Consider the following 13,504-nt stretch of genomic DNA (forward strand, 5'->3'; position numbering starts at 1 on the left):
CCTGGCTGGGTTCGATCCAGGGCCTGGATCTGGCTTTTCTCATCAATACACAGCACCAGAGCCTTATCCGGTGGGTTCAGGTATAGCCCAACGATGTCATGAACTTTATCGACGAATGCCGGATCGGTTGAGAGTTTGAACGTCTGCTCAAGGTGAGGCTTAAGGCCAAAGGCTCGCCAGATACGTTGCACACTGGCCATGGAAATATCGGCAGCCTTGCTCATGCGGCGCGAACTCCAGTGGCTGGCATCCTCAGGCTTGGTTTGCCGGACCCGATCAACAACCTCCTGAACCTTCGCGTCACTGATACTGCGGGGTCGCCCAGATCTAGGCTCATCCTTAAGCCCCTCAAGTCCCCATTGTGAGAAGCGAAGACGCCACCGCGATACGGTCTGAGCAGTAATACCCAGGCGCCTGGCAATCGATGAGCCGGGTTCACCGCTAGCGCAAGAAAGGAGATTTCAGCGCGTAGTTTTAAATCCGCGGGGCCTTTACGCTGAGCTCTACGACGGCTGAGCTCGGCATGTTCTTGCCGGGTTAGTGTGATCTGTACAGCAGGACGGCCTGTTCTCATCGCATGCCTCCTCGAGTCAGTTTTGAGTACTCACTCTGCAGACCATACTTATGTTTGGTAGTTGTGATTCACCACACTAGCCTTAGATGAATGAAAATTGTCCTTTCCACCCTAGGAAGCAGGCCGAATTTGCAATTTCATACAGATCATATCCAGCCAATGCTGACAGTAACTTATAAGCAAGCCGTTGAGCTGATCTATCTGCTTGTTTAAAGCGCTGCAGTACTACATTAGCGCCTTACTCTTTCACTCGACAAAACAACGCCGTGAACCCGAATCCTAGCGTGTAGACATAAATGCCAGAGCGACCACGTCTCTAGCTAGCCGGTATTGCTCTGAACTCGGTAATGTCACGCTAATAACTATTGGTAAAGATAAGCCCAGGCTTGCACTACCTATAATCAAGAGATGGTGCCTGTTAAGCGTATTATCATGTCACCCGTAGGGAAGGCTCAATCTGGATGGCACATGTAATAGGCCTGTTTTGAGAAAAATTAAAAGAACAGACCTTTTTGCAATAGGAACCGTCCTCCTCAAAATCACTTATCTACCTCTCGGCAACATTGATGCCGAGTTTTGAAAGTGAGGTCTTTACCAGCACGGTCGTTATTAATAGAGCAATGCTCTTTTTTGCCCGGCGTAGGCATAGGCATAGGCATAGGACGATTTGTCGCAGAGATGATTTTTTTTGCTATTATCTTTGTACTAACTAGTTAGTCACCATCGGCGCGCATATGTGAGCCGATAAAATCGTTATAAACCAGACGTACACAGATCACCCTCTGGCATTGAAAATCTTTTAGTAGTCGTCGCCTTGCGATTGTCAACGGCCTGATTGCTGAGCCTTACGCTTTCTCACAATCGTTCATGCGTCATTAGGATTATGCAACATGATTAAGTCCCAACCTGCGGCATCTCCCAGTCGCTGGCCCATTTGGATCGCCGCTTTAGGCGTACTTGTATTCGGATTACTTTATGTAGCAGGAGGCGGTTACCTCGCCACACTAGGCGGCAGTTGGTATTTCCTACTCTCTGGTCTCGGCTTAGTTATCTCTGCCGTATTGCTCTTCAAAAAGCGGCTCTTGGGCGCCTGGTTATTTGCATTGATCATGGTAGCGACCGTGATCTGGGCGTTGGCTGATGCTGGGCTCAACTTTTGGCCATTGATTTCTCGCCTGTTTGCCTTAGGAGTGTTGAGCTTGGTCGTGGCGCTGGCTTACCCCAGCCTGCGCAAGATTAATGGCTTAGCAGGTGGTCGCGGTGGCTATGGATTGAGCGGCGTGTTAGCAATTGCTCTCGCTGCTAGCTGTTGGGGGATGTTCATCCCACATGCTTCTGTCTCGCCTGCGGGTGACGGCCCTGGCCTGACCAAGGTCGATCCCACGAAGGCTCAGAAAGATTGGAAAAACTATGGCAACGATGACGGTGGCAACCGCTTCGCCGCGTTGGACCAAATCAACCGTGACAACGTTTCCACTTTGGTACCGGCTTGGACCTATCAAACGGGTGATGTCGCCGTCAGTAATGGCAATGGTGCCGAAGACCAGTTAACTCCGTTGCAGGTCGGAGACAAGGTATTCATCTGCACTCCACATAACAACCTCATCGCTTTGGATGCCGACACGGGCAAACAACTCTGGAAAAATGAGATCAACGCGCAGTCCAAAGTTTGGCAGCGTTGCCGTGGTCTTGCCTATTTTGATGCTTCTACTGAAATCGTCCAGCCTACTGATGGCAGCACGCCCGTTAAGCCTGTTTCGGTTCCGACTGGTGCCAACTGCCAGCGTCGCCTGTTGACTAACACTATTGATGCACGTCTGATCGCTGTAGACGCCGATACGGGTGAGTTCTGTCAGGGATTCGGCACCAATGGCCAAGTTGATCTGAAAGCTGGCCTGGGCGATGTTCCTGACTCATATTATCAATTGTCTTCAGCTCCACTAGTGGCCGGGACTACTGTAGTAGTAGGTGGTCGAGTCGCCGACAACGTACAAACTGACATGCCAGGTGGTGTCATTCGCGGTTTCGATGTTGTTACCGGCGAGATGCGTTGGGCATTCGACCCAGGCAACCCTGAAGACAGGCAAGCACCCGCTGACGGCAAAACCTATGTCCGCAGCACGCCTAATAGCTGGGCACCGATGTCCTATGACCCAGCAATGAACACGGTATTCTTGCCAATGGGCAGCTCATCTACCGATCTTTATGGCGTTGAGCGTACAGCACTTGATCACAAGTACGGTGCATCTGTATTAGCGCTAAACGCAACCACGGGCGAAGAAAAATGGGTTTTCCAAGCTGTCCATAACGACCTGTGGGATTTCGATACGCCCATGCAGCCAAGCTTGATCGACTTTCCCAAGGCTGATGGCAGTAAGGTTCCTGCCGTTGTAATCGGCAACAAAGCTGGTCAGATCTTTGTGTTAGATCGCGCCACAGGAAAACCGCTAACTAAGGTTGAAGAGGTTTCGGTCAAGGCTTCTAACATCCCTAACGAGCCTTACTCACTGACGCAGCCACTGTCGGTTGGTATGCCTCAGATTGGTACTCAGCATCTGACCGAATCTGATATGTGGGGCGCCACTCCGTTTGACCAAATGCTCTGCCGTATTGCCTTTAAGAAAATGCGTTATGACGGCTTGTACACGGCGCCAGGTACCGACGTATCGCTGAGCTTTCCAGGTTCGCTGGGTGGATTGAACTGGGGTGGTATTTCAACTGACCCGGTACACGATTTCATCTTTGTCAATGATATGCGTTTAGGCCTGTGGATCCAGATGGTCCCGCAAGAGGCGCATGCCAAAGCATCTTCTGGAGGCGAAGCTATTAATACCGGCATGGGTGCGGTACCACTCAAGGGCACACCTTATGCTGTAAACAAGAACCGCTTCCTATCGCTGGCCGGCATCCCTTGTCAGGCCCCGCCTTACGGTACACTGACTGCCATCAACATGAAAACTCAGCAAGTTGCCTGGCAGGTACCTGTTGGCACAGTTGAAGATACCGGTCCCCTAGGGATCAAAATGCATCTGCCTCTACCGATCGGTATGCCGACGCTGGGTGGTACCTTATCGACTCAGGGCGGGCTTGTGTTTATCGCCGGTACCCAAGACTATTACTTGCGTGCTTACAATTCAGCCGACGGCAAAGAGCTCTGGAAAGCTCGTCTGCCTGTAGGCAGCCAGGGTGGCCCGATGACTTATGTTTCGCCTAAGACAGGCAAACAGTACGTCATCATTACTGCAGGCGGCGCACGCCAGTCGCCTGATCGCGGTGACTATGTAATTGCCTACGCGCTTCCTAGTAGTAAGTAATGCCGTAAAGCTTTAAACCGGCTGTCATCCTACGAGATGACAGCCGGTTTTTCGTTAATCACATGATTCCCGTATGTATAAATGAAACCTTTTGTATTTCATAGAATAAATTTTAGAGCAGGCCTAACTTATAGGCTCTTGCCAAAGAATCAAGCTCTTCAACAATCAGATTAGACAAAAGGATGCCCGCTTCAACAGGCTGCCTAGCCAATACAATTTAAATAATCCCTATATTATTAAATAGTTTTAATCTTTAAACTATCTAAAGAATAGCCTTTACTTTAAAAATAATGTTATCTGGAGAAACCAAATACTGTTTAATCTAATCCGCCTTTCAGTTTCTAGCCTAACTTTAGCCACCGCTTTTAACCTCTTCGCGACGACTGCTCATCCCGAAGACTTATATAAGACCCTAATGCAAATCTGACTCTGCGTAACCTTTAGTTCAGATTAAGCGCCTGGCACCATAAGCTCCGGTGTTGATACGCTTGGCCTGTCTAGGTTTGATAAGAATCGCATAATCATTCAATACTTGCTTTCGCTGCTGTAATCATTACATTAGCGCTTGGCTCTAGTAGCCCAGTAAAGTGGCCACTAACTAAGTAAAAATGAAGCACACCAGACACCGGATCCAGCAGATGACCAAAATTATGCCTTAGCCGATTGATTCGGGCTTTCAGCTCCTAAATCCTTTAACACCCAGATGCTGTAGCCCAAGACATAGCTTAGTAGCTCTTTAAGCTCTTTTTTCGATTCAAAAACAGCTCATTTTGCACGAATGCCGTAGAGTCAATTACCCAGGTATTCAAAATCGATCAGGCTCTCCATCGCTCGAAAGACTAAACGTCTATAGAAATCCGCTCCAAATCACTACGTTTCGTTAATCGGCTGCTTAATCAGGAGCCAGCCTTCATAGCCCTTCTGCCCCTGCCACGCCTAAGGGCAAAAGCGACTACCTTCTCAGCTCCGCCTCTTGTTTTCTAAGCGCCTAATACGCTTTTCAAGCGGAATGGCATTCTGCTACAGAACCAAACTGGAGCATCAATAAGTGACACACATCACACTATAAAGACACTACAACACGAATGATATTGATTTTCATTATTATCAAGCTTACTCTAAATTTCTTTCATGAGATTTAAGTATTAAATAAATACGTCATCATTTTCGCTATACCTATAAAGCTATTGCCATAAGCAAAAATGGCAGAGCGCTAATAATTACTATAGAACTACCGTGAGAGCCCGGCGAGGCACATATCCCGACATTAAGTTGGGTTATTGCAAAATTGATTAATCAATTGCCGAGGTTCCATTCGTGAATAATCCACTGCATTCATATGCTGCCATTACTGCATACCCTTCCACTCGCCTACAGGATGATCAGGCGACCTCGCATCTTTTCAACGAAAAGAATGCGCAGGCCTTTGAAAGTCTCATGGTTCAAGGGGCTGAATGTATAAAGGAAACCTTGCTTGGTATTCATAAACCTTATACCGGCATATTGCCGCATGAACTGAAGCGGCAATTCGACGAAGTGAATCTGGATGAGAAACTAGGTACGCTCAACGAAGCGCTTGATGAACTGAAAGCGCTTTATTTAAAAGATGCTGTTTACTTTCACCACCCTCATTATGTAGCTCATCTTAATTGCCCTATTGTTATTCCGGCCATTCTGGCGGAGTTAATTCTTTCCTCCATTAATTCCTCACTCGATACATGGGATCAAAGTGCTGGTGGTACTTTTATCGAGCAGAAGTTAATTGACTGGACAATTGCCCGCGCCGGCCTGGGCGCTGAAGCCGATGGCGTGTTTACCAGCGGCGGAACCCAGTCCAATCTCATGGCCATGCTGCTGGCTCGTGATCATGTATGCAGTCATAAGCCGGGACATGCCGGCAACAAGACCGAAGGCCTTCCGGCCGATTTCAAGCGCCTACGCATTCTTTCCTCCGAAGCCAGCCATTTCAGCGTGCAGAAATCCGCTGCCATCCTGGGGCTGGGCTATGATGCCGTGATCCCGGTACGCTGCGATGCGCGCAAAAAAATGGACATGGACGACCTGCGCCGTGTACTGGATGAATGCGATGCTGAAGGATTGATCCCGATGGCCGTGGTCGCAACGGCTGGCACGACGGACTTTGGCAGCATCGATCCGCTGGAAACGATTGCCGCGATCTGCCGTGATCGCAACATCTGGATGCACGTAGATGCTGCCTACGGCGGTGGCCTACTGATCTCACCTAAATACCGGGATCGCCTCGCCGGGATCGAACAAGCCGACTCGGTCACTATCGACTATCACAAATCGTTCTTCCAGCCCGTCAGCTGCAGTGCGTTTCTGGTGCGTGACCGGCGCGAACTGGCTCATGTCACCTGCCACGCCGACTACCTGAACCCCAAGAGCCAGACCCAGGAAGGTACGCCCAACCTTGTCAACAAGAGCATCCAGACCACCCGCCGCTTCGATGCACTCAAACTCTGGATGACCCTGCGTACCATGGGTGCGGATGCCTTGGGTGGATTGTTCGATCAGGTAATCGACCTGACTCGCGCCACCTATCCCCTACTTGAACGAGACCCACGCTTCGACGTAGCTCATACGCCGGAGCTGAGTACCTTGGTCTTCCGCTACATCCCTGAGCAGGCACTAACCGCCGAACAGATCGATGCTACTAATGCGGCCATTCGTAAAGCCCTTTCCCGGAGCGGACGCGCCATCGTGGCCGGCACCAAGGTCGGCGGACGGCAATACCTGAAGTTTACCCTGCTTAACCCCATGACAACCCTGGACGACCTGCAAGGCATTCTCGACGCTATCAAGCACGAAGGTGTTCGGTACGTTGCTCAACAATCCGCCCTAGCGATTTGCTGATCTGGAGAACTCACCATGACGGCTTCGACCTATGACTTCATCGCGATTGGTATTGGCCCCTTTAACCTGGGCCTGGCCTGTCTGACCGCGCCGATTGACGATCTTAATGGATTGTTCCTCGACAAGAACGAGTGCTTCGACTGGCACCCCGGCATGATGCTGGAGTCTGCTACGTTGCAAACGCCGTTCCTGGCGGACCTGGTAACACTTGCCGACCCTACCAGCCCGTTCAGCTTCCTGAATTACTTGAAATCCACCGGGCGTATCTACGCGTTTTACATTAAGGAAGACTTCTTCCTGATGCGTAGCGAATATAACCAGTACTGCCAGTGGGTTATCGAGCGTTTGCCAAATCTGGAATTCAACCGGTATGTCGAGCGCATTGACCACGATCCGGTAACAGGTCTCTATACGGTGAACTGCACCTGTACCAAGACTGGCAAGCAGCTGACTTATCAAACCCGGCGCCTGGTGCTGGGCACAGGCACCTCGCCTTATATTCCAGACTGCTGTCAGGACGCGAGCAGCCATCTTTCCCATACCTCGACCTACCTGAACGACAAGCAGGCGCTACAGGCGAAGAAAACAATCACGCTAATCGGCAGCGGCCAGAGCGCGGCGGAAATCTACTATGACCTCCTGCAGGAGATCGATACGCGTGACTACACACTTAACTGGATTACCCGGTCGCCCCGCTTCTTTCCGCTGGAGTACAGCAAGCTGACCTTGGAGATGACCTCGCCCGAGTACATCGACTACTTCCATCAGCTGCCTATGCACAAACGCGACGCGCTGATGCGCAGCCAAAAAGGATTGTACAAGGGCATCAACATCGACCTGATCAACGCGATCTACGACCTGCTCTATACCAAGAGTCTTACGGGGCCGGTCAGAACCAACCTGTATACCAATACTGAGCTTCAGGGCTGTCACTATGATGAGCGTACCGGCAGTTTCGAGCTGACCCTGTTCCAGGAGGAACAGGAGAGCCGTTATCGGCTACAAACTGAAGGGCTGGTATTATCTACGGGGTATTGTTATCGAATGCCCGGCTTCCTCAAACCCTTGCTACCACACCTGCGCTTCGACGAGAAAGGCCGTTTTGCCGTCAACCGGAACTACAGTATCGACGCGGCAGGCACGGACATTTTCGTCCAGAACGCTGAATTGCATACCCATGGCCTGGTAACACCAGACCTGGGCATGGCGTGCTATCGCAATGCTTACATCATTCGCGAGATGCTGGGCCGGGAGTATTACGCAGTCGAGCGCAAGATTGCCTTCCAGCAGTTCGCGGCGCCTCTCTCTACCCTGCTCCAGCCGGAGCCGGCCAAGACATGAACCTGCGTACTTCGCTGATCGCCATGACGGCTCTCGCCGTCATCAGCGACACCATGCTGATCCCGTTCTACCCGCAGTACTTTGCCAGTCGCTTCGGCGAAACACGGCCGGAACATGTAGGGGCATATCTTGCTGCCATTTGCTTCACGGTCATGCTTGCGCTGCCCTTCTGGGCACGCGTGGCACAACGGGTGCATCCGATCCGGCTGCTGATCTGGACGCAGCTTGCCGCCGGGCTCTTGTGCCTGTACTGCTACTGGGCATCGGCGCTACTGGAGTTCTGGCTCGTCTCGCTGGGAATGATCGTATTCAAGGGCAGCTATCTGCTCATGTATCCCTACGTGATGAGCCTGGAAGAGCCAAAGAACCATACCCAGACCATCGGCATGCTGTCGGTTGTGGTTCATTTCGGTGCCATCCTTGGAGCTGTGGTGGGCGGGCTGGTCCTACAAGTGCTGGAGCCACGCGATGTATTCGTGGTGATGGCCCTGGGCGACTTCCTGCAAATGGCGATCTGCGGGCGCCTGTTGCGGCAGGAGCCGCCACGGGCAAAACCGGTACACCCTTTGGAACATCGCACCGGCAGCGTCTGGCCGATTTATCGGCTATGCCTGCTGATGCTGCTGTTCTACTTCAGCGGCTACCTGGTGAAACCGTTCTTCACGCTGTATTGGGAACAGGTTGCCAAGGTGGACCATACGGCATTGACCGGTATGGTCTATGCCATTCCGGGCGGTATGGCCCTGCTCGGCCTGTGGTTGAACCGCCGCGCCGGTGGCCGGCAGCAGGCACTGCCCGGCGCGATGCTGCTCGGCGTGTGCGGCCTGATGCTTCAGGCTGGCGAGCACGCCGCACTGATTGTGATTGGTCAATGCCTGTACGGCTGGTCCATGTTCCAGGTCACCGTGCGGCTCGATGCGCTGCTCTTCGAACTGAGCACGCCTGAGGCCTATGCCGCCGACTACAGCAAGATCAATTTCTTCCAACAATTGGGCGTGGTGGGTTCGTCGTTTGCCGCGGGCTCGCTGGTCAGCGCCTTCGGCCTGGCCATTCCTTTCGTGATTGGTGCTGCAGGCTTCGTCCTTACAGCCCTGGCATACCCGCTCCTGGTACGTCCGGCGCTACCCGCCGCCACGCCTGTTATTGATAAGGGGGTCTGAAATGACTGCCATTCCTGCCTTACAACAACCTATCGATACCCGTCTGTGCTTTAGCACTTCGCAGCCGGGCATCGGCCACTTCAGTCTGCGCCCGCTCAGCCTGCCGGAGGATACCTCGCTCCTGCACGACTGGCTGACTCGCGACTATGCACGTTTCTGGGGTATGCAGAACGCCACGCCATCCGACATCGAAATCTTCTACCAGGACCTCATGGCGACGTCTCACGCTGATGCCTTTCTTGGACTGCACAACGGCTCGCCAGCGTTTTTGGTGGAATGCTACATGCCGCTGCATGACCCGGTCGGCCAGCATTATGACGTCCGGCCCGGCGACCGTGGCATGCACTTCCTCGTGGCACCCTGCAGTACGCCCATCCCCGGCTTCACCCTGGCCGTGATGCGCACCATTATGGAGTTCCTCTTTAGTGACCCCTTCGCCCGGCGAGTCGTGGTCGAGCCGGATGTGCGCAACGACAAGATCCATGTACTCAACAAACGCGTCGGCTTTGAATACGACCGCGTCATTCAATTGGGTGAAAAAACCGCCCACCTTGCCTTTTGTACGCGCGAGCAGTACGCCGCCAGCCTTACTTTGGAGAACCGTCCATGAACCAGATGATTACCGCCCTGCCCGCCGCCACGCCCGGTCAAGCCGCTTTGCACCTGACGCCGGAGCGTTGGAGCAAGGTCAACCGTCTGCTGGTACGCAAGGCGCTTGCCGAATTCGCTCATGAAAAACTGATCGAACCGGCGTTCGTTGAATCTCGCGACGGTTGGGACCATTACCGCTTGAGCAATGGCAACGACACACTGGAATACCGCTTCCGTGCTCAGAAGCTGGCCCTGGATCATTGGCTGATCGATACCGCCTCCATTGAGAAGAGTTTTGAGGGCGAGTCGGCTCCTCTGGATGCTCTGGAATTTATTATCGAGTTCAAGGATCAGCTAGGCATTCAGGAAAGCATGATGCCGGTCTACCTGGACGAAATCAGCAGCACGCTTTACGGCAGTGCCTACAAACATGCCAAGCCAGGACTCACCGCCGAGGAACTTACCCGGGCCGACTTCCAGGCCGTAGAAACGGGCATGATGGAAGGCCATCCGGGCTTTGTGGCCAACAATGGTCGTATGGGCTTTGACGCCAACGATTATCGTGCCTATGCACCGGAAGCGGCCTCGCCCGTCCAACTGATCTGGCTGGCGGTACGCAAGACCAAGGCGACCTTCTCTGCACTGTCGGATCTGGATTACGACCGGCTGCTACAAGAGGAGCTAGGTACCGAGACCGTGGCCGACTTTAATGCGCAGCTCACCGAGCAAGGCTTGAATCCGAACGACTATCTGTTCATGCCCGCTCACCCCTGGCAGTGGTTCAACAAGCTGGCCATGGCCTTCTCGGCAGACGTTGCCAATCGCAATATCGTTTGCCTCGGCTATGGTGAGGACCAGTACCTGGCGCAGCAGTCCATCCGCACCTTCTTTAACGTGAGCCACCCCGAGAAGCGTTATGTAAAAACGGCGCTATCCATTCTCAATATGGGCTTTATGCGTGGCCTGTCCCCTTATTACATGCTGGCAACGCCGGCCATCAACGAATGGCTGAAGGGCCTGATCGAGAGCGATCCCTTCCTGACCGAAAACGGCTTTAGCATCCTGCGTGAAGTGGCTTCGGTAGGCTATCGCAACCACTATTACGAAACCGCGCTGGTCAACGACACGCCTTACAAGAAAATGCTCTCCGCGCTCTGGCGGGAAAGCCCGGTCACACAGCTCAAGCCTGGGCAGCGGCTCATGACCATGGCCTCGCTGCTGCACCTGGATGCCCAGGGAAATTCACTCCTGACCGCTCTGATCGCGTCGTCTGGCGTTGATACCGACATGTGGTTACGCCGTTACCTCAACGCCTACCTTACGCCGTTGCTGCACTGCTTTTATGCTCATGATCTGGTCTACATGCCCCATGGCGAGAATTTGATCCTGGTACTGGATAACAATGTCCCTTCGCGCGCAATCATGAAGGACATTGCCGAGGAGATTGCCGTACTCAATCCGGACGCCCAGCTACCCGAAAAGATCAAGCGCCTTGCGGTGTCCGTCCCCGAGGAGCTGAAAATCCTGTCGATATTCACGGATGTCTTCGACTGCTTCTTCCGCTACATGAACGCGATCCTGGTCGAGCATGCCGGCTATGATGAGAACCGTTTCTGGAGCCTTGTGGCCGATACCGTACGGGACTATCAGCAAGGTCATCCGCAGCATGCGGACAAGTTCGTCCGGTACGATCTGTTTGCACCGGAGTTCATCCGTTCCTGTCTGAATCGTCTGCAACTGGGCAACAACCAGCAGATGATCAATCTGGCAGACCCGGCTGGCAACCTGAAATTTGCCGGCACACTGAGTAATCCAATCGCTCGTTTCAAGGCCTGATGTTTTAGCCTGCCAAAGCCGTCCGACCTTCCTTTCGAAGGCCGGACGGATCAGACTTGTTTCGGTATAGAACCCAAGCAGTGACTGGGCTCTGTACCTACCATGCTCAACCTAGCGGACTGTCATCAACATCAGGTCTCTCATCCATGCCAGGTGTATCTACTGTATTGGGTACGTCCCCATACTCATCATAATCATCTGGTGTCTGGTCTTTGTCTGGCACGTTTTCTTCACTGCTCATAGGTCACCTCTCGTGTTTCTTATTCGATCCAGGAAGCAAACGATCTGTTCACAAGGAAGACTATATTTAACTGAACTGGAAAGATTAAAGCCGCCACTAGGCCCAAGGACTTACCCCATAAGGTGCAGAATTTTCCTTCTACCACATACCTGTACTCATATTTTTAAACAGGACCTCATAGCCGCTTTAAGCCAGGGTTTCTCTGGCTTAAAGCGGCTATGAGGTCCTGAATGCGGCAAGTACCAGATAAACCCTTTAAGGGCAGGTCATATTCAGCGCTATGAGCCCATCACACGCTTTCGGGTGTACTGATCTGCGCCGGAAGCGGACATCGCCTCATTGGTAGCCGCTCCGGTGCGGCAAGAACCGCCTCTACCAGTCCATGCACGGTAGTCTGGGCCACAGCACCGAGCGGATGCGACAATACTGCCTGGACGATGCCATCCCTCAAAGCAGCCTGGGTAAGAGGCGTCAGATCATGACAGACCACGACGGGTAAGCGTCCTTGCCGCTCGCGTACCTCCCTGAGCGTACGCAGTACCCCTTCTATCCCTCCTCCTGCCACATACAGCCCTGCCAGATCAGGCTGGCCTCTTAATAAATCCAGGGTGTTCTCATAGGCGAACATTTCATCTTCCAGCGTAAGCCTGGGCACCAGAAGTTCCCACTCCTCGGCCTGCTCGCTCAAATAACTTCGAAAGCTCATTTCACACAGCTCCTGACACTGGAAGCGCTGAGTGCCGATCAATAGCGCAACCGCCCCTGGCTGGCGAGCCAGCTGGGTAATGAACCAGCCGGCTGTACGTCCTGCCCGGCGGCTATCAAGCCCTACATAACCTGCGCCCGCAGAGGCTGCCAGATCAGACACTAATGCGATTACAGGCATACCGTCTGCGCGCAAGGAGGCCACCGCTTCGCATACCTCGTGGTGATCGGCTGCAACAACACCCAGTGCATCCACTTGACCACGCAACGCCAAAATGCGCTGCGCCGTGGTAGAAGGGTCAAAGTCATCCAGATAGGTAATCACAACCCTTACCTGCGCCTTGAGCGTGACGGCCGCTGCCTCGGCGAGCGCTTCGGCTAACCCTTGGTAAAACGCCACGCCCTGCTTCATGAGCAAAAAGCCCAGCCGTACGATGGGCCGCTGCCCTGCCAGACGCTGCTCGATAATGCCTCGTGCATGGAAACCCAGCTGAGCTGCGGCATCGGCAATACGCCGCGCCGTGTCCGCACGTACCCTGGCCCGCAGATTTATGACCCGGTCTACCGTTGATAGGCTGACTCCTGCCAGACGGGCTACATCTTCCATAGTAGGACGACGCGACGAGACGTTGGAAAGCTCTGACATGGGTAGATGACCTGGGCCGCTTGTTTGACAGATTCTGACAGATGCCTGTCACGACTATAGCACTGGCCTCTGGCAAAAAGGCTCCACCCTTCATCTGCCCTGCACGCCACCTTACCTCAAGCTGGATTGGCTTACAGGCCGCTTAAACCTTAGCCTTCTGAAGACTTAGGTGCTCCCGTCTCGCCAGTTAAAGCCCACCAGAAAGATTTCAACGTCTCCTTA

The 13,504-nt window shown here is 53.1% G+C and carries 8 protein-coding genes and 1 pseudogene; 6 read left to right on the forward strand and 3 right to left on the reverse strand.

What is annotated here, in order from left to right; genetic code table 11:
- Window positions 1-574: pseudogene (locus IQ22_RS17545) on the reverse strand (IS630 family transposase); the annotation flags it as partial.
- An 890-nt stretch (window positions 575-1,464) separates the two neighbouring features.
- On the opposite strand from IQ22_RS17545, the gene IQ22_RS17550 reads away from it, so the two are divergent.
- From IQ22_RS17550 to IQ22_RS17575, 6 genes are all read left to right on the forward strand, one after another.
- Entirely contained in the window at window positions 1,465-3,888 is a 2,424-nt protein-coding gene (locus IQ22_RS17550) for a glucose/quinate/shikimate family membrane-bound PQQ-dependent dehydrogenase (protein ID WP_145144403.1), read from the forward strand.
- A 1,347-nt stretch (window positions 3,889-5,235) separates the two neighbouring features.
- Complete coding sequence (locus tag IQ22_RS17555) at window positions 5,236-6,762, forward strand: pyridoxal phosphate-dependent decarboxylase family protein (protein ID WP_425298880.1); 1,527 nt, start codon at window positions 5,236-5,238, stop codon at window positions 6,760-6,762.
- Between the two features lie 15 nt (window positions 6,763-6,777).
- The gene (locus IQ22_RS17560; protein ID WP_145144407.1) at window positions 6,778-8,103 is read left to right on the forward strand and encodes a lysine N(6)-hydroxylase/L-ornithine N(5)-oxygenase family protein; all 1,326 of its coding nucleotides are present in this window, start codon (window positions 6,778-6,780) and stop codon (window positions 8,101-8,103) included.
- Entirely contained in the window at window positions 8,100-9,263 is a 1,164-nt protein-coding gene (locus tag IQ22_RS17565) for an MFS transporter (protein ID WP_145144409.1), read from the forward strand. The genes IQ22_RS17560 and IQ22_RS17565 overlap by 4 nt, the downstream gene beginning before the upstream one ends.
- Window position 9,264: 1 nt before the next feature.
- Entirely contained in the window at window positions 9,265-9,873 is a 609-nt protein-coding gene (locus IQ22_RS17570; RefSeq protein WP_145144411.1) for a GNAT family N-acetyltransferase, read from the forward strand.
- Window positions 9,870-11,690, forward strand: a complete 1,821-nt coding sequence (locus IQ22_RS17575; protein ID WP_145144413.1) for an IucA/IucC family protein — start codon at window positions 9,870-9,872, stop codon at window positions 11,688-11,690. The genes IQ22_RS17570 and IQ22_RS17575 overlap by 4 nt, the downstream gene beginning before the upstream one ends.
- Before the next feature lie 106 nt (window positions 11,691-11,796).
- Here IQ22_RS17575 and IQ22_RS23860 read toward each other — a convergent pair whose 3' ends face one another.
- Window positions 11,797-11,931: a hypothetical protein gene (locus IQ22_RS23860; protein WP_280177099.1), complete on the reverse strand. Its 135-nt coding sequence runs from the start codon at window positions 11,929-11,931 to the stop codon at window positions 11,797-11,799.
- Window positions 11,932-12,220: 289 nt separating this feature from the next.
- Window positions 12,221-13,282 carry a LacI family DNA-binding transcriptional regulator gene (locus IQ22_RS17580; RefSeq protein ID WP_244309265.1) on the reverse strand — a complete coding sequence of 354 codons (1,062 nt, stop codon included), beginning with the start codon at window positions 13,280-13,282 and terminating at the stop codon, window positions 12,221-12,223.
- Window positions 13,283-13,504 lie beyond the last annotated feature (222 nt).

The organism is Pseudomonas duriflava (assembly GCF_007830155.1).
Classification (GTDB): domain Bacteria; phylum Pseudomonadota; class Gammaproteobacteria; order Pseudomonadales; family Pseudomonadaceae; genus Chryseomonas; species Chryseomonas duriflava.